Here is a 22,225-nt window from a genome sequence, read left to right on the forward strand (position 1 = left end):
CTCAGGCGGACCGGACCAGCGCTTCCGCCTCGGCGCAGCTCATCGCCGTTGCCACGGTGGCGAGGTCGCCGATGGCGCGCTCGTGGGTCTCGCGCGAAAATGCCGCGCAGCCGTCGCTGACGACGCAGGTCACGAAATCGCGCACATGCGCGTCCCGCACCGTCGAGGCGACGCCGCCATTGGTGACGATGCCGCAGACCATCAGCGTGTCGACGCCTGCCTTGCGCAGCACCCACTCCATGCGCGTCATGTAGAAGGCCGAATAGGCGACCTTCTCGACGGTCAGGTCGGCCGGCTTCAGGACATCGACCAACTGGTGCCCCCAGCTACCCGGTGCGAAGTCACCTTTGCGCAGGAACGGCCGCATCTGCTTTAGGTGCGGCGAGAGGAACGGCTCGCCGCCCTTGCCCGGCACCAGACTGAACTGCGTCGAGATCACCCAGCCGCCGGCCTTGCGCAGCGCGTCGGCCAGCGGCGCTAGGCGGGAGGGAAGCGCCGCGATGTCCGCATTGGCCTGGCCGCCCCGCGCATAGGCGCCGTCGGGATGCAGGAAATCGTTCTGCAGATCGACGATCAGCAGGCCCGTTCGCGCCGGGACGATGGATGTCACGGTCATGTCCGGCCTCCGGCGGGTGTGATGACCAGATTGCCGTATCGGTCGACCTTGGCCGACAGACCGGGATCGACGAAGATGGTCGTGTCCGGCTGTTCGAGCAGCGCCGGCCCGTCGACCACCGCACCGATTGCGAGGTCGAGGCGTTCATAGATGCCGGTCTCGTGGAAGGCGCCGGCGGCGTAGACCCGCCTCGTGCCGAGCCGGCACTCCGCGGCCGGCTTGCCGTTGACGGGCGCGAAGACCGCCATGTCGAGCTGCGGGCGGCGCCCCACGACTGCAATGCGATAGTTCATGATGCGGCGCGGGATGTTCTCTAGCAGCCGGCCATAGGTGGCGCGGTAGGCGTCATCGAAGGCGGCGCCGACGGCCTCGCGCGTCAGTCCGCCGGCCAGATCGACCTGAACATTCACCGTATGGGTCTGGCCGAGATAGAGCATGTCGAATTCGTGGATGCGGTCGATGCGCTCGAAGGCGACGCCGGAGCCGGCAAGCAGGGCCTCCGTCTCGTCGGCCACTCGGCGCATCTCCTCGCCGAGCGCTGCTGCGTCGACCTGGTCGAGCAGACGGTTGACCGTCTGCACGCGATCATGTCGCATGTCCGCCACCACGCAGCCAAGCGCCGAGGTGACGCCCGGAAAGCGCGGCACCAAGGCCGAGCCGAGCCCGACCTCCTGGATCAGTGCTCCCGCATGAAGCGCGCCGCCGCCGCCGAAGGGCATTGCGGCGAATTTCGCCGGATCGTGCCCCTTCTCGATCGACACGAGCCGAATTGCACCGGCCATCTTGGCATTGGCGAGCTTGAGGATCGCCTCTGCGGCGTCCTCGAGGCCGAGTCCGAGAGGCCGGGCGATCTCGGCGTCGATGGCGCGCCGCGCCGCCTCGACGTCGAGCCGCGCCAGTTTGCCGCCGATCGGCCGGTCGGGATTTATGCGCCCCAGAACGACATTGGCGTCTGTGACGGTCGGCCGCGTGGTGCCCGCGCCGTAACAGACCGGCCCCGGATCCGAGCCTGCCGATTCCGGCCCCACCTGCAGCAACCCGCTCCTGTCGACCGAGGCGATCGAGCCGCCGCCGGCGCCGATCGTCGTGATCTCGATCATCGGCGTGCGGATGACCATGCCGAAATCGATGGCCGTCTGAGCGGCGAGTGCCGCCTTGCCGTCCGCCACGAGCGAGACGTCGAAGGAGGTGCCGCCCATGTCGCAGGTGATGATGTTGGGGAATCCAGCAGCGCTGGCGATCGCAGTCGCCGCGATGACGCCGGCCGCCGGACCCGACAGCGCCGTGCGCACCGGATAGCGCTTGGCGATGTCTACCGACATCACGCCGCCATTCGACTGCACGATCAACATGTCGCCCGCGAACCCCCCGGCCGCCAGTCCGGTCTCCAAGCGCTGCAAATAGGATGACACGACCGGCTGGAGGTAGGCGTTCAGGGTCGCCGTCGACAGCCTTTCGAATTCGCGGATCTCGGGCAGGATTTCGGTCGCCGCCGTGACATAGGCGTTAGGCCAGACCGAGCGCACCGCCTCGACGGAGCGCTGCTCGTTTTCCGCATTGGCATAGCCGTTGATGAAGAAGACACAAACCGCCTCGCAGCCGGCAGCGGCCAGCGCGCCCGCCTGCGAACGCACCTGATCGAGGTCGACTTCCTGCAGCACCGATCCGTCAGCCAGCGTGCGTTCGGCCACCTCGACGCGGTCGTTCCGCTCGACCACCGGCGTGAACGATCCTTTCAGGCTCCAGGTCGTCGGCCGGTCGCGGCGACGCATCTCCAGCACGTCGCGAAACCCTCTGGTGGTGATGATGCCGGTGCGCGCGCCCTTGCGCTCGAGCAGCGCGTTCGTGCCGACCGTCGTTCCATGCACGATGGTGCTGATGTCGGCGAAATCCGCCACCTTTCCCGCGATGCCTTCAATGAAACCCTTCGACTGGTCGCCGCGCGTCGACGGCACCTTGGCGGTGACGACGCCGCCGGTCGATTCGTTCAGGATGAACACATCGGTGAAGGTGCCGCCGACATCGACCCCGATCACATAGGTCGGTCTGGTCACGCGCGCGTCTCCCGGCATGTCCTGGTCGCGTCGATGTCGAGGCGGCCGTCCGCGGTAACGACCACGCCGAAATCGCGCAGCGCCACGCCGGTGCTGACGAAGCCCTGTGCCACGTCGCGCACGACCTGCTCCGGGTCTCGCGAGAACGGCGCGCCGTAGCCGCCGCCGCCCGGCGTCTCGAGGCGCAACTTCTGGCCGCGCTCGAGGTGAATGCCGACCATCTTGGAGACCATCGGCGGCGTGTGCTCGCCGTCGTCCTGCTCGTAGTAGAAGACGTTGGGCGCCCCGGTACTGCCGCCGACGACACCGGGCGGGGCGAACTTGCCGCGTTCACCAAAGAGAAACACGTCGGCCTGCTTTTCCAGGAGCTCGATCTCGTAGATGGCGCCGAGCCCGCCGCGGAAGGTGCCGGGCCCGCCGGAATCGGGCCTGAGCGCCCATTGCGTGAAACGCACCGGATAGGCCGCTTCGAGGATTTCGAGCGGCGGGATGGTCGCCGTCGAAATCGGCGCGTTGCCGTGGTTGAGCCCGTCGCCGGCGCCGTGCGCCCCATGGCCGCCGCCGAAGAAGGAGAACATCACCCAGCGTTGGCCGTTTGCCCGGTGGCCCGCAAGCGACAGCGCGTTGATCGTGCCGTAGGCGCAGGCCATCGCCGGCTCGGGAGCAATCTGCGCCACCGCCTGGAATACCACGTCGATCAGCCGCAGGATGGTTTCCGTATAGCCGCCGACCGGCTTGGGCGCACGCACCGACAGGAGCGATGCCTCGTCGATGATGAACCGGACCGGTTCGAGGACGCCCGCATTGGCCGGCACCTCGCCGAAAATGTGCTTCAGCGCCACGTAGCAGGCCGCGATCGTCGTCGAGCGGGAGATGTTGACCGGTCCGGCGCATGCCGGCGACGAGCGCGAGAAATCCATCACCATGCGGTCGCCGTCGATGGTCAGGTCCAGCGCGATCTTCAGCGGCGCGTCGACGATGCCGTCATTGTCGAGGAAATCCTCCGCCGAGACCGTGCCGGACGGCAGGCCGGCGATCTGTGTGCACATCATCTGGGCTGCGCGGGATTTTAGTCCGGCGAGGCAGGCAGCGACGGTGTCGTCGCCATATTCGGCCAGCAGCGCCCGCATGCGCCTTTCGCCGAGATCCAGCGCATTGATCTGGCCGTTCATGTCGCCATAGAGCGAGAGCGGCAGTCGCGAATTGGCCGACAGGATGTCGACGACGTCCTGGCGAAAGACGCCGCGGTCGTAGAGCTTGACCGGCGGGATCAGCATTCCTTCCTGAAAGCTTTCGGTCGCCGCGGGGTTGTAGTTGCCGGGTACGTTGCCGCCGACATCGTGCCAGTGGCCTACCGAGGCCAGCCAGCAGAAGACCTCGCCCTTCGAGAACACCGGCTTGACCAGGCGGAAATCGGACAGATGCGTGCCGCCGTCATAGGGGTCGTTAAAGATCCACACGTCTCCTTCGGCCACCCCGTCCCGGCGCGCTGCCTTGTCGATGACCGCCTTGACCGCGAAGGCCATCACGCCGACGAAGATTGGCAGGCCCGACTTGCCCTGCACCAGCGTATCGCCGGTGCCGGCCTCGTAGATGCCGTGCGAGGCGTCGTGCGCCTCGGCGATGATCGGATTGAAGGCCGAGCGGAACAGGGTCGCGTCCATTTCGTCGGCGATCTGTTCGAGGCGTCCCTTGAGGATCGCCATCGTGATCGGATCGAGCGCCATCACTGTTCCCCCTCGTCGTAACGCTTGCCCTCGGCAAGCAGCGCCGGCGTGCCGATTACTTCGTTCAGACCGGAAAAATCGAACATGCGATTGCGGAACGGATCGTTCGAGCCGCTGGCGATCAGGCTGGAGTAGTAGTCGCGCGCCGTCGCCGCGATGGCGCGAACGATGCCGCCGGGAAAGATGACGAAGCTGAAGCCGAGCGCATCCAGGCCCGCCGCATCGACGAGCGGAGTGCGGCCACCCTCCACCATGTTGGCCATCAGCGGCGCTCGGCCTGCAAAGCGGGCGACGACGCCCTCGACCTCGGCGATGGATTGCGGGGCTTCGATGAAGAGCATGTCGGCGCCGGCCTCCAGATAGCCCTCGGCGCGATCGAGCGCGGCCTGGAAACCCTCCACCGCGATGGCGTCGGTGCGCCCGATGATTAGGGTCGCCTCCGACTGGCGGGCGTCGCAGGCGGCGCGAATCTTTCCCGCCATCTCCGCCTGCGAGACCAGCGACTTGCCGTCGAGATGGCCGCAGCGCTTAGGCATCGTCTGGTCCTCGAGCTGAAGCGCATTGGCGCCCATCCGCTCGAACACGCGCACCGTGCGCTGGACGTTCAGCGCATTGCCGAACCCGTTGTCCGCATCGACCACGATCGGCAACGCGATGCGATCGCGCAGCGCCGCCACCGTATCGGCGACCTCGCTCATCGAGACGAGGCCGATGTCGGGCCGCCCGAAACGCGTGTAGGCGATCGACGCGCCGGAGAGATAGACGGCTTCTGCGCCCGCCTGCTCGGCGATCAGCCCGCTCAACGCGTCGTAGACACCGGGCGCCAACAGAATGGGCCGGGTGCCCAATCGCTCCTTCAGGATCATCGTCATGCCTTCTCGCGCTCCTGCAGGAAGCGTTTCTTCAGGTGCGGAACCAAGCCGCCGTCGGCCAGCAATCGCCTGAGATTGTCGGGCAGGGGCTCCAAGGCCACAACGCTGCCCCTAGACGTGAGACGCAGCTGCCCGCCGTCCAGATCGAGTTCCGCCAGATCGCCGTCCTCGACGCCGGAGAGGTCTGCCGCAACCAGGACCGGTAGGCCCAGATTGATCGCGTTGCGATAGAATATCCCCGCGAAGGATAACGCGACAACACCGGCGAGGCCCAGATGTCTCAGCGCCTCGGCCGCCTGTTCGCGCGAAGAGCCCATGCCGAAATTGCGACCCGCGACCAGAACGTCGCCGGGCCGGACCGCGGCCGCGAAATCCGGGCGCACCCCCTCCAGGCAATGCGCCGCAAGCGCCTCCAGCCCGCCCTTCATGTATTGGCCGGGCGCCAGCTGGTCCGTGTCGATGTCGTCGCCGAAGCGGAAGATGCGTCCGGTCATTCGCCATCTCCGGCGCGCAGGAAGTCGCGCGGATCCGCGATCCATCCGGCGATGGCGGAGGCCGCCACTGTCAGCGGCGATCCGAGCCAGACCTGCGATGAGGCCGCGCCCATGCGCCCCTTGAAATTGCGCGCCGTCGAGGAAATGCACACGACATCCTCGCCGAGCCGCTCCGTGCCATAGCCGGCACAGATGCCGCAGGCATTGGGCAGAATGCGCGCGCCGCACTCTTCGAAGATCTTCATGATTCCGTCGGCCTCGGCGCGCTCCTGGTCGCGGCGCGATGCGGGCGCCACCATCAGGTCGACGCCCGCGGCAAGCGTGCGCCCGCGCAGTATGTCGGCCGCGCCCTTCAGGTCCTCGTACTTGGCGCCGGTGCAGGCGCCGATATAGGCGACGTCGATGCGCCTTGCCGGAGCGTCGCTGACCGGACCGGCGTTGGCCGGCGAATGCGGCGCCGCCACCTGCGGCGCTAGTTCGGCCGCGTCGAAGACATGGTGCTCGAGCAGTTCGGCGTCCGCGTCGGTATGGAGACCGCCCCAGTCGCCGAGCGTGCTCCCCGTCCCGCGCAACCAGGCATCGGTGGTGGCGTCGGGCGCTACCAGCCCGGCCTGCGCGCCGAGTTCGGCTGCCATGTTGGAGAGCGTCATGCGTGCCTGCATGGAGAGCGCCCGGATCGCCTCGCCGGCATATTCGACGGCCTGGTATCTACCGCCATCCATGCCGAGCCGGCCGCACAGCGCCAGCATCATGTCCTTGGCCGTGACGCCTGGCGCCAGCCGGTTCTGCCATTCGATCAGGATCGTGCCCGGCACCTTCAGCCAGATCTCGCCTGTCGCCAGCACGCCCGCCATCTCGGTCGCGCCGACGCCGAACATGTAGCAGCCGAAGGCGCCGCCGGTCGGGGAGTGGCTGTCGCCGCCGACGACGAACATGCCGGGCCTCAGATGCCCCCGCTCGGGCAGCACGACATGGCATATCCCCTCGCCGTCGTGGAAGGTGACCTTGCGCTCCTTTGCCCAGCGGCGCGTCAGTTCGAGAATGTGCGCGCCCTCGTCGGTGTCGCCGGGCACGAAATGGTCGGAGATCAGCACCACCTTCCCGGCATCGAACAGGCCGACGCCCAGTTCCTGCAGGATCGGCTCGACGCGTCGCGGGCCGCCTGAATCGTGGATCATCGCAAGGTCGACCCGCGCCGTGACGATTTCGCCCGGACGGACCCAGGCGCGGCCCGCAGCGCGCGAAATGATCTTTTCGGCGAGCGTTGCAGCCATCAGGCGAGCCCCAGATAGGAGCGTTGCAGTTCTGGATCGTCCATCATCTCGGCCGGCGTCCCCGACAACTTGATCTCGCCATTCTCCATGACGAACGCCCGCGCCGCGATCTCCAGCGACTGCAGCACGTTCTGCTCGACGAGTAGGATCGTCAGCCCATCTTCGTTGAGACGCCTGATGAGCGCGAACATCTCCTCCACCAAGAGCGGCGAGAGGCCGATCGACGGCTCGTCGAGGATCAGGAGCTCCGGCTCCGCCATCATGCCGCGGCCGATCGCCAGCATCTGCTGCTCGCCGCCGGAGAGCGTGCCCGCCTTCTGGGAAAGACGCTCGCGCAGGCGCGGAAACACGTTGGCGACAAGCTCGATGTTGTGCGTGCGTTTAGCACGCGCCCGACGATAGGCGCCGAGTTCCAGATTCTCGCGTACGGTCAGGTTCGGGAAGACGTGCCGCCCTTCCGGCACCTGGATCAGCCCACGTTCGACGATCGCCTGCGACGACAGGCCGGTGATCTCCTCGCCCTTGAAACGGACCGAACCGGCCCACGGCCTATCGAGCCCGGAGACGATCGAGGCAAACGTCGTCTTTCCGACGCCGTTCGAGCCAAGCAGGGCGACGACCTCGCCTTCGCTGATCGAAATGTCGACGCCCCGCAGCACCTCGACGGCGACGTATCCGCTGCGCAGGCCTTTGACCTCAAGCACGCGTCGCCTCCCGGTTCGCCATACGTTCGGCCATGCCCTTGCCGAGATAGGCTTCGATCACCTTCGGATTGGCGACCACGTCGCGCGGAATGCCCTCGGCGATGATCTCGCCCTGGTTCAGCACCCAAGTATAGGCCGACAAGCTCATCACCGCCTGCATGACATGCTCGATGAGCAGGATGGTGACGCCGGAATCGCTGATCGCCCGGATGATCGGGATCACGTCGCGGATCTCCGAGGGATTGAGGCCGGCGAGCACCTCGTCGAAGAGGATCAGCTTCGGTTCGGTGGCGAGCGCCCGGGCGACCTCGAGCCGCTTGCGGCCGGCCACGGTGAGCGAGGCCGCGTCCATTTCGAGCCGGTCGCCGAGCCCGACCTGGCGCGCCACGGTATCCGCCCGGGCGAGTGCGGCGGCTCGCGACCGCAGCCGCAGATGCGCCCCCACTGCGATGTTCTCGCGCGCCGTCTGGCCCGCGAAGGGCTGCACGATCTGGAACGTGCGGATCATGCCGCGCCGGGCGATGGCTTCCGGCGGCAGACCGGTGATGTCTTCACCCATGAAGGCCAGGCTGCCCGAATCCGGGCGATGAAATCCGGTGATCAGCGCGAAGAGCGTGGTCTTGCCGGCGCCGTTCGGCCCGATCAGCGAGGTGATGCCGCCCTGGGGAACGGTGAGCGTCACGTCGCGCGAGGCATGCACCCCGCCAAAGCTCTTCGATATCCCGCGGACTTCAAGCATGCCCGACCTCCGCCGCCTTCACGGTCGCGCCGGCTAGGCGCCGCCATGGCCGGCGGAGCGCAAGCCCGGCCAGACCGCGCGGCATGAACATCACCATGACCACCAGCAGCACGCCATAGAGGACGAGGCTGATGCCCGGCACGTCGCCGATCAGATGGCGCGTGAACTCCGAGATCGAATGCAGGGCCACCGCCCCCAGCAGCGGGCCGAACAGCGTCCCCATGCCGCCGATGATCGGCACCAGCAGGCTCTCGATCGAAATTGCTGCGCCATAGGCGATGTGCGGGTCGAGATAGAGGTAATATTGCGCGTAGAAGACCCCGGCGAGGCCGGTGAAGAATCCCGAAAGCATGATCGCGCCCATCTTGACGCGGAACGCGTCGACGCCGAGCGCGCGCGCCGCATCCTCATTGTCGCGCACCGCCATCAGTTGCGCGCCGAAGCGCGAATTCCCGATCAGCCAGACCGCCAGGAAGGCGGCGAGTGTCATTGCCCAGACCACCCAGAAGAAGCCTGCCTTGCCGGGAAACTGGAAATTCTCCGCGCTCCGTTCGAGTGGGATGAGCAGCCCGACGCCGGCGCCCGTGAACCAGACGGTATTGGCGAGGATGCGCAGCACTTCGGCGAAGGCCAGCGTCACCAGCGCGAAGTAGGAGCCGCGCAGGCCGTAGCGGAACGTGGAGAAGCCGATGAAGGCGGCGACCGCCGTGGCTGCCAGTCCGCCGAGGAGGAGCCCGAACCACGGATTGACGTCGAGATGCACCTGCAGGGTCGCCACCGTGTAGGCGCCGGTGCCGAAATAGGCGGCGTGGCCGAAGGAGAACTGTCCGCCATAGCCTCCCAGAATGTTCCAGGCCTGACCCAGAAGCGCCGCGTAGAGCGTCGTGATGACAAGATTGAGCCAGGATTCGGAGCGGATCAGGAAAGGCGCCGTCGCGATCAGCGCGAAGATGAGGACGAGCAGCGCGAGCTTCTTCATGCCGCTCATGCCTTATGGCCGAGAAGTCCGGTCGGCCGGAAGATCAGCACCAGGATGAAGATCACGAAGATGCCGAGCTGGCCGAGGCTTTCGCCGAAGAAAAGCCCGCCCATCGCTTCGACCACGCCGATGATAAACCCGCCGATCAGCGCGCCAATGAACGACCCCATGCCGCCAAGGACGACGATGGTGAAGGCGATCAGCACGAACCCGCCCCCGACCTGCGGACTGACATAGTAGCTCGGCAGCAGAAGGCAGGCGGCAACGCCGAGGCAGCCTATGCCAAGGCCAAAACTCATGGCGAAGACGTGGTCCGTGTCGATGCCGACAAGGCGGGCGCCCTTGCGTTCCTTGGCGAGCGCGCGGATGGCGCGGCCGAGATCGGTGCGGCTCATTAGGAGCCAGAGCAGCGCCGCCGTCGCCAGCGCTCCGACGAAGGCAACGAGCTTCGGCAGCGGCAGGAAGGCGCCGAGGATTTCCACGGTCTCGAACGAATAGGGCGTGTCGATGGTGCGCGTGTCCGAGCGGAAGAAGAACAATGCCAAGTTCTCGATGATGATCGACAGACCGAGCGTCACCAGCAGGATGTTCTCGTCGCGGCCGTGACCCGCACGCGAGATGATGCCGCGCTGAAGGACGTAGCCGAGCGCGAACATGGCCGGCGGCACGATCAGGAGCGCCACATAGGGATCGATGCCGAGGCGGGTGTTGAGATAGTAGACCGCATAGAGGCCGAGCATCAGCAGCGCGCCATGCGCGAAATTGATGATGTGCAGGACGCCATAGATCAGCGTCAGCCCGAGCGCCACCAACGCATAGAGCGCACCCGTGGTGAGGCCGTTCAGCAGGGACGGAATGATGATGGAGCTATCGGGCATGGCTGCCTGGATTCCGGGCCGCGGAAACCGGCCGGGCGTCGTGCCCGGCCGCTGTCGACGTCGTGCGATGCTACATCGTCATCGGGAAGATCACCTTCGCCGAGGCGAACTCTTCCGGATAGATCACTTCGATGATGCCCTTCTGGACCTGCGTGTTTACCGGCTGCGCGCCCTCGTTCTGGCCGTTGACCATCTTTGTCGGACCATACGGCATGCCGTGCTGATCCCAGGTCGAGGCGGCCAGCGCCGCGTTGACGGCGTCCTTGTCGGCCGAGCCGGCGCGTTCGATGGCGTCGGCCAGGAAGGCCACCGCATTGTAGGCCAGGAACACCTCGTAGGTGTAGATCAGGCCCTTGGCCTCGGCCGCCTTGCGGCGGGCGAGCGCCAGGTCCGACGTCGGATCGTACCAATGGTTGCAGTCCATGATCAGCTCGGCTGCTTCCGGGAATTCCTTGACAAACTGGTAGCTCGACGCGGCACCGCCCAGCACCGAATAGATGCCCTTCGCCTCGATGCGCTGCTGGCGCAGGGTGCGGGCGAGAAGGACATATTCATTGTAGTAGTTGGCCGGGATGATGAGGTCCGGCTTCTTGGACTTGATCTGCAGCGCGATGTTGGTGAAGTCGCGCGTCGGATTGGCGTGCTTGATGACCTCGACGACCTCGACGCCGATGCCGGGCAGCTGCTTGGTCAGCAGTTCAGCGGTGCCGGTGCCGAACAGCGATTCCTCATGAATGATCATCGCGGTCTTCGCCGGCGAGCCGGCCGCCTTGTTGATCGTGTCGAGATTGGCGACCGCCATCTGTGCGACCTTGCCGTAGCCGGGCGCGAATCGGAACGTGTTGGCCAGGCCGCGCGAGACGATCTGGTCGGAGACGCCGACATCGACGATGTGCGGCGTGTTGGTCTTGGCAGCTTCCTGCGAGGTAGCGAGCGAAATCGCCGAGGAGTATCCCGCAACGATTCCGTTGACGCCGGCTTCCGTCATCTTGGCAACTTCGGCCGCGCCGATGTCGGGCTTGCCCTGGCTGTCGGCGAGCATGGCCTCCAGCATGGCACCTCCCATCGACTTGATGCCGCCCGCCGCATTGATGTCGGCTATGGCCATTTCGGCGCCTGCGCGGCACTGCGTGCCTGAGAAGGCGATGAAGCCGGAGACGGGATGGATCAGGCCGATCTTGACCGGAGCCGCCTGCGCACGCAGGATCGCCGGAAAGCCGGTGATGCCGAGGCCAAGCGCCGCTGCGCCGGTCGCCAGAAAGTCGCGGCGGCGAAGCCCGCCCGAATTGATCTTCGTCGATGACGTTACGTCAGCCATAATTCACCTCCAATTGGTTCGACCGGCGGTCGATTCAGTGTTCCCCGGTTATTCTTGAATCAGCATCTCCGGCCGGGACCGGGGATGATGTCTGGGTCGTCCACCGCATGCCGTCCATCTCGCGGACCCGGCGCATGGACATTTCGAAGCGATAGAGATCGGGGCGGTAGAGGACGCGCAGATATTCCACCGGCCGGTCGGCGGCATCGCGCACGACGCGGCGCACCTCAATCAGCGGTGCGCCCGTGGCGATCGAGAGCGCGCTTGCCACCGCCGCGTCGGCCATCGTCGCCGATATGCTCTGCCGGGCGGACGCAACATTGACGCCGGCGCGCTCGAGCAGATGAAGCAGAGGCATGGCGTTCAGGTCGTCGGCATCGAAACTGCGGCCGATGTCGCTCGGCACATAAGTCACCAGATAGGACATTGGCTGCGCGTCGAGCAGGCGCACACGCACCGCGCGCTGCACCTCCATGCCCTGCGCCAGGCTGAGTGCGCTGGCGATGTCCTCGCTCGCCGGCACATAGCCAAAATCGAGTACGCGGGCCTCGGTCGCGAGGCCCATCAGCGAGATGTTTTCCAGCCAGCCTTCGATCGACGAGGTGACGGCCGGCGGCGGCGGACGCTTGACCACGCGTGTGCCGCGCCCGCGCTCGCGGATCACGAGGCCGGCGTCGGCCAGTTCGTTAAGCGCGCGCTTGGCGGTGATGCGCGAGACGTCGAATTCATGGCTGAGTTCCTGCTCCCCGGCGACGATATCGCCCGGCGCAAGGGTGCCGCCATAGATGCGGTTGCGCAGGATGAGAAAGATCTGGTGGTAGAGCGGAACGCGGTTGTTGGCGTCGAGCCTTGCTTGGCCGCCGCCGGTTTTCGGAGCCTCGTAAGGCTTGTTCGTCCCTGTTTTCATTCCGCGTTCCGATGGCTTGTTGCGCCTAATGGTATGTCAATATACCATTATGTCAATCGAAGATGCGCGGAGCGCACATGCGAAGGGGGAAACACATGCCGGTCATCCGGATGACGCTGATCGAAGGCTATGACCACGAGACCCGCCGCGCGCTCGCGACGCGGTTGACCGACGCGGTGCGCGTCACCATCGACGCGCCGCTGGACGGCATCACGGTCGTCATCGAGGAGGTCCAACCCACGAGTTACATGCGCGGCCGGGTGTCACGCGCGCCGGGCATGCCGCTGCCCTCTCCCTCCGCGACGGTGCGCGCCTTTCTGGCTGCGATGGAAGCGCGCGACCTCGACCGCGCACGCGGCTTCCTCGCCGACGGTTTCTCTATGACGTTTCCCGGCGACCGCCGCTTTTCCGCGCTCGAGGAACTCGTCTCCTTCGGACGCCAGCGCTACCGCTTCGTCCGGAAGACCTACACTACCTTCGACGAGTGCTTCGGCGAGGGCGGCATGATCGTCTACTGCTTCGGTACCCTCAGCGGCGAATGGCCGGACGGAACACCGTTTTTCGGCAAACGATTCATCGACCGCTTCGAGGTCGACGGCGGCAAGCTCACCGGGCAGTTGGTGTGGAACGATCTCGCCGAGAGCGGGCCTACGTAGACGAACGGCGGCGCGCCCGACGCCTGAGGCCAGCGCCGTGTTCCATGTCGGACTCGCTGCGCAGATCATTCGCAACATCGAAGCCGAGAGGCGTCGCCCCAAGATGACTTCGCCTCAGTAGCTGCTGGTCCGGTTAGCGGCCCGGCTCTGCCGTCCCTGGGGAGCCGAACGAACGGCAAAGCTTCGGTCGGCGACGGTAGCACCCCAAGCGGCGACGATAGGGTCGTTGGTTGAACGTCGGCTTTCTCAGTATCTCAGCCGGTAGCGGACAGTTCGCAGTCGGCCCCGTTCGAGCCGAGATCCGGATGCCCTTCGAATGGCCGGTTTCGGGCAGCGGTCGGAGCAGCCCAAACCACCGGCACGGGGTCGTTGGCCGAACGTCGGCTTTCGCCGTTTTTGGGCCAGAGCCGGACAGTCAGCAGACGGCCCTGGAACTGCCGTAGGAAATGATTTCGCAGGTGTAGCTTGGGGGCGAAAGTCAACGGCAGGGTCGGGTGGATTGCGGTCCGACGGCTTTAAGGGGGCGTAGCCGGAACAGCAGCCGTTCGATTGGCCGCCGCACTTCGACGGCAACGCGCCCCAATCCGGCCGTTCAGCACTAGTGACCGCAGTGCTGAAAGCCGACATACCTCGCGCATCGCATCGGCGCGGCTGTGCCCCGCAATTCGCGCCTTTCGCGGGCCGTTGGCTGCCGCCAGCGGATGGGTCACCTACTTCGGCTGAAACCACACCACTCAATTGGGGCAGGCCATCTGCGTGCATATCCTCCTAGAATGCTCCACCTCGTGTCTTCTTCACATATATGAATTCGATTCCGATGACATGCAGTTTCGCGCAGCTTTCGCTTGATGTTCTTTTCATGCTCGCATAGGCTCGTGCAAGGTCGAAATCATCGGCTTTCGCGCCAGTGTGCGGCGCGACCTGGGGAGGAATATCGAATGTCGCTGAAGCGCTTTTTGAGTGCCACCGCTGTTGCTGCTGTGGCTTTGTTGTCTTCCAATATTGCGAGTATGGCTCAGGGCGTCGAGCTTCTCCCGCCCGACATACTGGCCGCAAAGTCCGATCAGGTGATACCCGCCGACACGTTCAAGAAGGATGCGCCCTGGGTCATCGGCATGTCCTGGCCGGGTACCGGCAACACCTGGATCGTCCAGACGATTCAGGAGATCAACTACGCAGCCGCGCAGAACCCGTCGATAAAGGAGTTTCGCTTCGTGGATGCCGGATGGCAGCCCGCCAAGCAGGTCTCCGATATCGAGGATCTGCTGACGAACAAGGTGGATGCGCTCCTCGTGCTTCCCATCGCCGACGATCTCGTCAAGGCCCAGGTCGACGCGGCGGTAAAGGCTGGAATTCCGGTCGTCGTCTTCGCCAAGCTCGAGAACCTGCCGGGCGCGACGGTCAACGTCTACGGCGGCGGCGAGCCTTTCGGACGCGCTGGCGGCGAATTCCTGAAGGATCGTCTCGGCGGCAAGGGCACGATCTGGGCCTTCCGAGGCATTGCCGGTTCCGGGGAGGAGACGGCGCGCTATAACGGCTTCCGCGAGGCGATCGAAGGAACCGACATCAAGATCGGCGCGGAGGTCTTCGGCGACTGGAACTATCCGAAGGCGAAGCAACTATGCGAGAACCTGGTGGCAACGGGTCAGCCCGTCGACGGGATCTGGTTCTCCGGTGCCGACATGACACGTGCCTGCTTCGACGTGTTCAATGAACTTGGCAGCCCGCTCGTGCCGATGACCGGAGAGGCCAACAACGGCTTCCTGCGCGCCTGGAAGGAAGCCGGTGCTGATTCAGTCGGCCCGATCTTCACACCGGGCCTGGGTCCGGCCATACTGCGCGCCGCAGTGGCCCTGCTGGAAGGCAAGGAAGTCAACCGCTACTACTATTCCGATCCCCAGCCGATCACGGCCGAGAACTTCGACGACTACTATCGTCCGGATCTCAACGATGCCTACTGGTTCCCGTCCACGCTTCCCGCGGACGAGATCGAAAAGAGCTTCAAGCGCTGACGTCCCTCTAGTCCGGAGCGCGATCGCGATGACCGGCCGCGTGCCCGTTCCAGCAACCAAGGAGCGCGTGCCACTCATCGAATTCCGTCAGGTTTCGAAGAGCTTCGGCCCGATCCATGCCCTGCGAGAAGTCACTTTCGCAGGGCATGGGGGTACCGTGCACGCCGTCACGGGCGAAAACGGCGCGGGCAAGTCGACGCTGATGAAGCTGTTGGCCGGGGTCCAGTCGGCGGATGCGGGGGAAATCAGGTTGAGCGGCGCTCCGATCCGCTTCCAGGGCGCGGCTCAGGCGCGCGAAGCGGGTATCGCGACCGTCTTTCAGGAACTTACGCTTCTTCCCAACCTCACGGTTGCCGAGAACATGTTCCTCGGTCGCGAGCCGCGCGCGTTCGGGATCATGGATCGCAAGGCCATGCGCCGCATGGCGAGCGCCGCGCTGGAGCACATCGGCCTTGGAATCGATCCTGACGTGACCTGCGGCGATCTCAGCGTTTCCGAACAACACATGGTCGAGGTCGCCAAGGCCTCCGTCGCCCGCTCGGATATCGTCATTTACGACGAACCGACGGCCGCGCTCGACGGACCCGGCGTGGACAGGCTCGTTCACCTGATTGGCGAACAGAAGCGCGCGGGCAAACTGGTCTTCTACATCAGCCATCGTCTCGACGAGATATTCAGGCTGTGCGACGTAACCACCGTGCTCAAGGACGGCCGCCATGTCGAGACGCGGCCGACGTCGGAGTTGTCGCGTGAATCCCTCGTGTCGCTGATGGTCGGCCGGGAACTGGGCCAGATGTATCCGCCGCGCAGCGCCGGCCTGAAGGGCGATCTCCTGACGGTGCGGGACTACCGGGCGCGGGTAGGCGGATCGGAGGTGTCCTTCACTCTCCGCCGCGGCGAGATCGTCGGTCTCGCGGGTATCGAGGGCCAGGGTCAGCGTGACATCGTTCGCGCCCTCGCCGGTCTCCACCACGCGGGGGATGGCGTTGCCAGCAAGATCGGTGAGGACGGCGCGGCCGTGCCGTTGTCGTCTTCCGCCGTCGGCAACACGCGCCAGGGGATCGGCTTCATCCCGGAAGACCGGAAATCCGAAGGCCTCTTCCTCACGCTCACCATCGAGCAGAACATCGGCATCGGTCATCTGCGCACCATTCCGCTCGCCCGAGCTGCCGTGATCGACCGCAAGAGCATCGGCAATCTGATGCAGTCCATGCGCATTAGGGCGCGCGACTCGCGCCAGCTAGTCTCCTCTCTCTCCGGTGGCAACCAGCAGAAGGTCATGTTCGGGCGCTGGATGAGTTCGGGTGTCGATCTGCTGCTGGTGGAGGAGCCCACCCGCGGTGTTGACGTGGGTGCGAAGGCCGAGATCTACCGTTTGCTTCGGGACTTCACCGACGCGGGCGGATCCGTGCTGCTGACCACCAGCGAACTGACGGAGCATCTGGGTATCTGCGACCGTATCCTGGTGGTGCGCGAAGGTGCGATCGTCGCCGAGCTCGATGCCCGCGACGCTACCGAGGAGATCGTCATGACGCACGCGCTTGGCGCTCGGCACGAGACTGGAGCTCGAGCATGAACGTCGTCCGCGCCCGCCGCTTCGGCCGCTCCGGCCTCGGCGCTGTCTCGATCGGGCTCCCGATTGTCATTTTCGTAGCGCTTTCCATACAAGCGGACAACTTCCTCGCCGGCCAGAACATCGCCAATGTGAACAGCCAGGTCACGGCACTCCTGATCGTCGCGCTCGGGCAACTCTTCGTGGCCCTGACCGGCGGCATTGACATCTCCGTCGGCTCGGTGATCAGTCTCTGCAGCGCCCTGATCGTCTCTGTCGATCCCGTGCTCGCCGTTCCGGTGGCGCTGGCGACAGGCCTGGCGATGGGCCTCATCAACGGGGCGGGCGTCGCCTATCTCGGGGTCCATCCGCTGATCATGACGCTCGGCACGATGACGTTCGGGCAGGGCATGGCGCTCCTGTTCCTTTCCGGCGCCGGCGGCACGGTACCCTCCGAACTTGTCCTGATGGCCCGCTCGACCTTCCTCGGCCTGCCCGCTTCCTTCTTTTGGTGCGCCGCCATACTCACACTCGCGACCCTGCTTCTGGGCTGGACGCGGTTCGGCCTTCGCGTCTATGCGATCGGGGGCGGCGAACAGAGTGCCGCCTTGAGCGGCATCGACGTGCGGTTCATTCGGCTCGCCTGCTATGTCATCTGTTCGGTCGCAGGCGCGCTCGCCGCGATTTACCTGACGGGACGCATAGCGACTGGCGACCCCACGATGGGGCGCCCCTTCAGCCTTGATTCGGTGACGGCGATCGCGCTCGGGGGCGTTCTTCTGTCAGGTGGGACGGGGAGCGTGGCAGCCGCGCTTCTGGGTACCATCACACTTGGCCTCATGACCAACGGCATGAACCTCCTCGGCGTCTCGCCCTTCTTCCGGGAGGCAATCACGGGTGTCCTGTTGCTCGTAGCCGTAAGCCTGCAGAGGCGAAAAGTGATCGGCATATGACCAGTCCCGAAGCTACCGCCGATGCTCCCGCGCAATGGGCTCGCAACATGGCGGCGCGGCTGGCGGGATTGCCCGTCGCATACGCCGCGACCGCGATCCTGATTTTGTGCGCGGCCCTGATGCGGCCCAACCTGCTGCAACCCTTCCTCCTGATGCTGATCGTCCGCCAGGCCGCGCCGCTTGGCCTTGCCGTCATCGGCCAGTCGATCTGCATCAGGCTTCTGTCGCTCGACCTGTCCTTCGGCGGCGTGGCGATGGCGGTCAGCTACATAACGACCAGCGGCGCCATTCCCGTTTCGGAACCGGTCCTGATCCTCCTGTCGGTCCTGCTCGGCCTGACTGTGGGGCTGGCCAACGCCTACTTCATCGCCATTCGGCGGGCTTCGTCGGTGATGGTCACCCTGGCTATGGTCCTGATTCTGGGCGGGGTCGTCACCGCCCTGACCCAGTTCCGGTCGCCCGGCGACGCACCGGAAATCCTGCGCTATCTCGGACAGACGCGGATCGGCATCGTACCACTGGCCCTGCCGATCTGGCTGGCGGTCCTCATCCCGATGGCGCTCTTCATGCGCTACTCAGTCTTCGGTCGCTATGTCGACGCGATCGGATCCAATCCGAACGCCGCCTGGACCTCGGGCATTCCCTACGTCAGGGTGATCTTCGTCGCACACGTCCTGTCCAGCCTTTTTGCCGTCTTCAGCGCTTTTCTTCTGGTCGGCTTCGTCGGGTTCGGAAGTCTAAGCCTCGGCTCGGACCTCGCCCTGAACTCGCTGGCAGCCGTGATTCTCGGCGGCGTGACATTCGGCTCCGGGCGTGGCGGAATGCTGGGGCCGGCGGTCGCCGCCTTCATGCTGATGTTCAGCTTCAATCTCCTGACGAGCTTCGGCCTCGGAGAACCGGGAAAACAGATGGCTCAGGGCGCGATTCTCGTCCTCGCCGCAATCGCCTACGCCAGTCGCAGCGCACATCGCTGAACGAGAGATTTCATCAGTGGAGGACAGCATGATCGAAGTAATGGCCGACGCGGAACCCTTCGCCTTCGAAGGCAACGACATCGGAGTGGTCGTCTCGCACGGATTCACCGGCACCACCCAGAGCATGCGCTACGTCGGCGAACAGCTGTATCGCCGTTTTGGCTTCACGGTGGTCGGGCCGCGACTACCCGGCCACGGCACTTCGCCCGACGACATGGAGACGACCGGCTATCTCGACTGGGCCGGCGAGGTTGAGCGCTGCCTGCGCGAACTCGCCGCTCGCAAGAAAATGGTCTTCGTTACCGGCCTTTCGATGGGCGGCACCCTGACGCTCAACATGGCGGCGCGCTTTCCCGAACTGGTGAAGGCGATCGCGCCGATTGCGCCTGCCGCCGGTCTGCTCGCGCCTGAGTTCGCCGAAGTGCTGGCCCTCAATCCGCCGCCCGCCCGGATTCCCGGTATCGGCTCCGACATCAAGGCCCCCGGCGTGGTCGAACTCGCCTATTCGGAGGTGCCCGTCGCCTGCATGCGCGAGGTGGTGGTGTTGGCTTCCCAGACACACGACCTAATGCACCGCATCACCTGCCCGACGCTTGTCCTGCATGGGCGCGAGGATCACGTCGTCCCGCCAGCCAACGCAATGCTTGTGGTCAATACCGTTCGCGCGAGCGACATTCGGCTGCTCTGGCTCGAAAACTCCTACCACGTCGCGACTCTGGACAACGACAAAGATCTTATCGTCGATCGGGTTGGGAATTTCTTCGCGGAGATCGCCGCCTCAAAATAGAAGCACGGCGAAGGCGAGCGATAGGCGGGGTCGGTCAGAACCTCCCTTCAAAGTTGCACATCCGCTCCGGAGATTGAAACTGCCGACGCAGGCGGATCGCGCTACCCTCGCACCTCGGCAGGTGCGGGACACACGGCGTTCTCTAAAACAACGGCATCTTTTTCTATTCTAGCCCGAAAACCTGCTGAGCCCGGTGTCGCCCCCATGCACGAACCCGCTTCGCGGGAGGGGTGCCACGACTTGAGATGGCGTAATATTCGTAGCCTTTGAACAGGTAGCGGCGGGCGAGCCGATCCTGGAGTTCCCTTCAACGAGAGGAACTCGCCATGGCTACCCCATCGACCGATGCACCCGTCTCGCCGCTTCGCCAACGCATGCTGCACGACATGCTCATGCGTGGCCTCGGCTCCCACACGCAGCAGGACTACGTTCGTCACGTCCGGTGCTTCGCCGCGTTCCTCGGCCGCTCGCCCGACACCGCGACGCCGGACGATATCCGCCGCTTCCAGCTGGATCAGCATGAGAAGGGCGTCGGACCTGCGACCATCAACGGCACTGTCTCGGCGCTGCGGTTCCTGTTTCTGGTGACACTGCAGCGCCGGGATCTGTCGCGCGCCCTCGTGATCACCCGCTATGACCGCAAGCTGCCGGATGTGCTCAGTGTGGAGGAAGCGGCGCAGCTGCTCGAAGCTGCACCGGGCCTGGAGTACAAGGCCGCGCTCGGCGTTGCCTATGGCGCGGGTCTGCGCGTGTCCGAGGTCGCGCTCCTCAAGATCGATGACGTCGATTCCGCGCGCATGCTCCTTCGTGTCGAGCAGGGCAAGGGCCGCAAGGACCGCAACGCGATGCTCTCGCCGCAGCTCCTGGTACTCTTGCGGCTGTGGTGGCGCGAAGGCAGGCGACGCGGGATCATGCTTCCGCACGGCTGGCTGTTCCCCGGCCGCAGCCGCACCGATCCGGTCTCGTCGCGGCAACTGCATCGCGCAGTCCAGGAGGCCGCCGAGGTCGCCGGCATCCGCAAGCGCGTCGGCCCGCACACGCTGCGTCACAGCTTCGCCACCCACCTGCTCGAACAGGATGTCGACATCCGCGTCATCCAGGTGCTGCTCGGTCACGCCAAGCTTGAGACGACCGCTCTCTACGCCAAGGTCTCGACCCGGACGATCGACGCTGTCACCGGGCGGCTCGACCGGCTGATGGCGATGCAAGACACCGCCGGAGTAGGCCGTGAGCGCCTCGGTCGAGGTCGCCGACATCTTTCGCGCAGCAGGCCCTGCCTACCGGTCCGCCCATGCCGGGCACCTAAGCCTCGCCCAGCTCAAGGTCATGTCGGCGATCGAGCATTGCCGTACCGCGGCTCTCGGCGGTCACGTCGAAGCCTGCGAGGACTGCGGCCAGTTGCGCATCGCCTACAACTCCTGCCGCAACCGGCACTGCGCGAAGTGTCAGGGCGCGGCGGCGCGGACGTGGCTTGCCGAGCGCGAGGCCGACCTCTTGCCGGTCGGCTACTTCCACGTCGTGTTCACGCTGCCCGCCGAGGTCGCCGACATCGCGTTCCAGAACAAGGCGCTCGTCTACGACCTGCTGTTCAAGGCAGCGTCGGAGACGATGCTGACGATCGCCTCCGATCCAAAACACCTCGGCGCGCGCGCATCGGCATCACCGCCGTGCTCCACACCTGGGGATCGGCGATTACCCACCATCCGCACGTGCACATGATCGTGCCAGGCGGCGGCATCGCGACCGACGGAAGCCGATGGATCTCCTCGCGTCCAGCCTTCCCGCTTCCGGTGCGCGTGCTCGGCAAGCTGTTCCGACGGGTCTTTCTGACGCGGTTGGTCGCGCTGCACGACGCCGGGCGGCTCGCCTTCTTCGGGACCATGGCGCACCTCACCGAACGACGCGCCTTCCTGCGCCACCTTGCTCCCGTCCGAGGGAAGCAATGGGTCGTCTACGCCGAGGCGCCCTTCGCCGGGCCGGAGGCGGTGCTTGCCTACCTGTCCCGCTACACCCACCGGGTTGCGATCTCGAACAGCCGCCTGATCGCCTTCGACGAGATCGGCGCCCGCCGCCACCTGCTCAAAGGCTACGAATACTACGCCATCTCAAGTCGTGGCGCCCCTCCCGCGAAGCGGGTTCGTGCATGGGCCCCCAATTCAGACTTCAGACAAGCCTTTCCTCCTTCTATTGCAGACGGTGCGACCGAGCCTGCGAGATTTCGGCAACGCCCTGTTCTCGCGGATTTCGTTCGGTTTCAAGCGCTCTCACCAGCGGCTGCAGATAGCAAGCGTTAGATGCCCGCTTGTCGACTTGCGCGGCGCTTCTCCTAGGCCATGCCGCGTCCGTCCGGAGGCAATCTCCGCAAGTGCGGCGATCCTCGCAGTATCAGCGACACATTGGCCCACCAAAAGGATAGCGAGGGAACGGCGCGGCCCAGCAGAAGCACAACGTGCTGGAAGATCCCCCTCAGCGCGAAGCGACGGAGACGGGGCAATTCGTTGACGGCGAAAACGTAAGGAAGTTTGGGACAGCCGCACATTATCACCAGGCGGACATTTCCGCATCCGCCGTTGAGGCAGCCAAGGACGCGCCTTACCGCTTGATCCTGGAACATGAGGGTCGCGGCAAAACGCAGGCCCCGACGCCGATTGCCGAATGTTGTCGGGGGATGGCAGTCGCGTCGAGCGAACCATAACCAGGGAGGGTGATGTGTCTAACCAAGGAAGTTT

The 22,225-nt window shown here is 65.4% G+C and carries 18 protein-coding genes and 2 pseudogenes; 8 read left to right on the forward strand and 12 right to left on the reverse strand.

What is annotated here, in order from left to right:
* Nucleotide 1: 1 nt before the first annotated feature.
* From ABGN05_RS21825 to ABGN05_RS21880, 12 genes are all read right to left on the reverse strand, one after another.
* Complete coding sequence (locus ABGN05_RS21825) at nucleotides 2-616, reverse strand: cysteine hydrolase family protein (protein ID WP_367956162.1); 615 nt, start codon at nucleotides 614-616, stop codon at nucleotides 2-4.
* Nucleotides 613-2,670: a hydantoinase/oxoprolinase family protein gene (locus ABGN05_RS21830; RefSeq protein ID WP_367956163.1), complete on the reverse strand. Its 2,058-nt coding sequence runs from the start codon at nucleotides 2,668-2,670 to the stop codon at nucleotides 613-615. The genes ABGN05_RS21825 and ABGN05_RS21830 overlap by 4 nt, the downstream gene beginning before the upstream one ends.
* A complete protein-coding gene (locus tag ABGN05_RS21835; RefSeq protein ID WP_367956164.1) occupies nucleotides 2,667-4,400 on the reverse strand; it encodes a hydantoinase B/oxoprolinase family protein in 1,734 nt (577 codons plus the stop codon). The genes ABGN05_RS21830 and ABGN05_RS21835 overlap by 4 nt, the downstream gene beginning before the upstream one ends.
* A complete protein-coding gene (locus ABGN05_RS21840) occupies nucleotides 4,397-5,263 on the reverse strand; it encodes an isocitrate lyase/PEP mutase family protein (protein WP_367956461.1) in 867 nt (288 codons plus the stop codon). Before ABGN05_RS21840 ends, ABGN05_RS21835 begins: the two co-directional genes overlap by 4 nt.
* 2 nt (nucleotides 5,264-5,265) lie before the next feature.
* Nucleotides 5,266-5,763 (reverse strand): LeuD/DmdB family oxidoreductase small subunit, encoded by a 498-nt coding sequence (locus ABGN05_RS21845; RefSeq protein ID WP_367956165.1) that lies wholly within the window; start codon nucleotides 5,761-5,763, stop codon nucleotides 5,266-5,268.
* Nucleotides 5,760-7,037 carry a 3-isopropylmalate dehydratase large subunit gene (locus ABGN05_RS21850; RefSeq protein ID WP_367956166.1) on the reverse strand — a complete coding sequence of 426 codons (1,278 nt, stop codon included), beginning with the start codon at nucleotides 7,035-7,037 and terminating at the stop codon, nucleotides 5,760-5,762. The genes ABGN05_RS21845 and ABGN05_RS21850 overlap by 4 nt, the downstream gene beginning before the upstream one ends.
* The gene (locus tag ABGN05_RS21855) at nucleotides 7,037-7,741 is read right to left on the reverse strand and encodes an ABC transporter ATP-binding protein (RefSeq protein ID WP_367956167.1); all 705 of its coding nucleotides are present in this window, start codon (nucleotides 7,739-7,741) and stop codon (nucleotides 7,037-7,039) included. Before ABGN05_RS21855 ends, ABGN05_RS21850 begins: the two co-directional genes overlap by 1 nt.
* Nucleotides 7,734-8,480: an ABC transporter ATP-binding protein gene (locus ABGN05_RS21860; protein ID WP_367956168.1), complete on the reverse strand. Its 747-nt coding sequence runs from the start codon at nucleotides 8,478-8,480 to the stop codon at nucleotides 7,734-7,736. Before ABGN05_RS21860 ends, ABGN05_RS21855 begins: the two co-directional genes overlap by 8 nt.
* Nucleotides 8,473-9,468 (reverse strand): branched-chain amino acid ABC transporter permease, encoded by a 996-nt coding sequence (locus ABGN05_RS21865; protein ID WP_367956169.1) that lies wholly within the window; start codon nucleotides 9,466-9,468, stop codon nucleotides 8,473-8,475. Before ABGN05_RS21865 ends, ABGN05_RS21860 begins: the two co-directional genes overlap by 8 nt.
* Nucleotides 9,465-10,337, reverse strand: a complete 873-nt coding sequence (locus ABGN05_RS21870; protein WP_367956170.1) for a branched-chain amino acid ABC transporter permease — start codon at nucleotides 10,335-10,337, stop codon at nucleotides 9,465-9,467. The genes ABGN05_RS21865 and ABGN05_RS21870 overlap by 4 nt, the downstream gene beginning before the upstream one ends.
* Before the next feature lie 70 nt (nucleotides 10,338-10,407).
* Nucleotides 10,408-11,655, reverse strand: coding sequence for an ABC transporter substrate-binding protein (locus tag ABGN05_RS21875; protein ID WP_367956171.1), 1,248 nt, complete (start codon nucleotides 11,653-11,655; stop codon nucleotides 10,408-10,410).
* A gap of 34 nt (nucleotides 11,656-11,689) precedes the next feature.
* On the reverse strand, nucleotides 11,690-12,562 hold the full coding sequence (locus ABGN05_RS21880) for a GntR family transcriptional regulator (RefSeq protein ID WP_367956172.1): 873 nt from the start codon (nucleotides 12,560-12,562) through the stop codon (nucleotides 11,690-11,692).
* A 95-nt stretch (nucleotides 12,563-12,657) separates the two neighbouring features.
* Here ABGN05_RS21880 and ABGN05_RS21885 point away from each other — a divergent pair, with 95 nt between their 5' ends.
* The 8 genes and pseudogenes from ABGN05_RS21885 to ABGN05_RS21920 all read left to right on the forward strand — a co-directional run.
* Nucleotides 12,658-13,218, forward strand: coding sequence for a tautomerase family protein (locus tag ABGN05_RS21885; RefSeq protein WP_367956173.1), 561 nt, complete (start codon nucleotides 12,658-12,660; stop codon nucleotides 13,216-13,218).
* Nucleotides 13,219-14,228: 1,010 nt separating this feature from the next.
* A complete protein-coding gene (locus ABGN05_RS21890) occupies nucleotides 14,229-15,230 on the forward strand; it encodes an ABC transporter substrate-binding protein (RefSeq protein ID WP_367956174.1) in 1,002 nt (333 codons plus the stop codon).
* A gap of 67 nt (nucleotides 15,231-15,297) precedes the next feature.
* Nucleotides 15,298-16,806, forward strand: a complete 1,509-nt coding sequence (locus tag ABGN05_RS21895) for a sugar ABC transporter ATP-binding protein (protein WP_367956175.1) — start codon at nucleotides 15,298-15,300, stop codon at nucleotides 16,804-16,806.
* Nucleotides 16,803-17,735: an ABC transporter permease gene (locus ABGN05_RS21900; protein ID WP_367956176.1), complete on the forward strand. Its 933-nt coding sequence runs from the start codon at nucleotides 16,803-16,805 to the stop codon at nucleotides 17,733-17,735. The genes ABGN05_RS21895 and ABGN05_RS21900 overlap by 4 nt, the downstream gene beginning before the upstream one ends.
* Nucleotides 17,732-18,709 (forward strand): ABC transporter permease, encoded by a 978-nt coding sequence (locus ABGN05_RS21905; protein ID WP_367956177.1) that lies wholly within the window; start codon nucleotides 17,732-17,734, stop codon nucleotides 18,707-18,709. The genes ABGN05_RS21900 and ABGN05_RS21905 overlap by 4 nt, the downstream gene beginning before the upstream one ends.
* Before the next feature lie 28 nt (nucleotides 18,710-18,737).
* Complete coding sequence (locus tag ABGN05_RS21910) at nucleotides 18,738-19,496, forward strand: alpha/beta hydrolase (protein WP_367956178.1); 759 nt, start codon at nucleotides 18,738-18,740, stop codon at nucleotides 19,494-19,496.
* A 326-nt stretch (nucleotides 19,497-19,822) separates the two neighbouring features.
* Nucleotides 19,823-20,701, forward strand: a pseudogene (locus ABGN05_RS21915) (tyrosine-type recombinase/integrase); the annotation flags it as partial.
* A gap of 22 nt (nucleotides 20,702-20,723) precedes the next feature.
* Nucleotides 20,724-21,559 (forward strand): annotated as a pseudogene (locus ABGN05_RS21920) (IS91 family transposase); the annotation flags it as partial.
* Between the last annotated feature and the right edge of the window lie 666 nt (nucleotides 21,560-22,225).

The sequence above is a fragment of the Aquibium pacificum genome, assembly GCF_040839445.1.
GTDB classification, from domain to species: domain Bacteria; phylum Pseudomonadota; class Alphaproteobacteria; order Rhizobiales; family Rhizobiaceae; genus Aquibium; species Aquibium pacificus.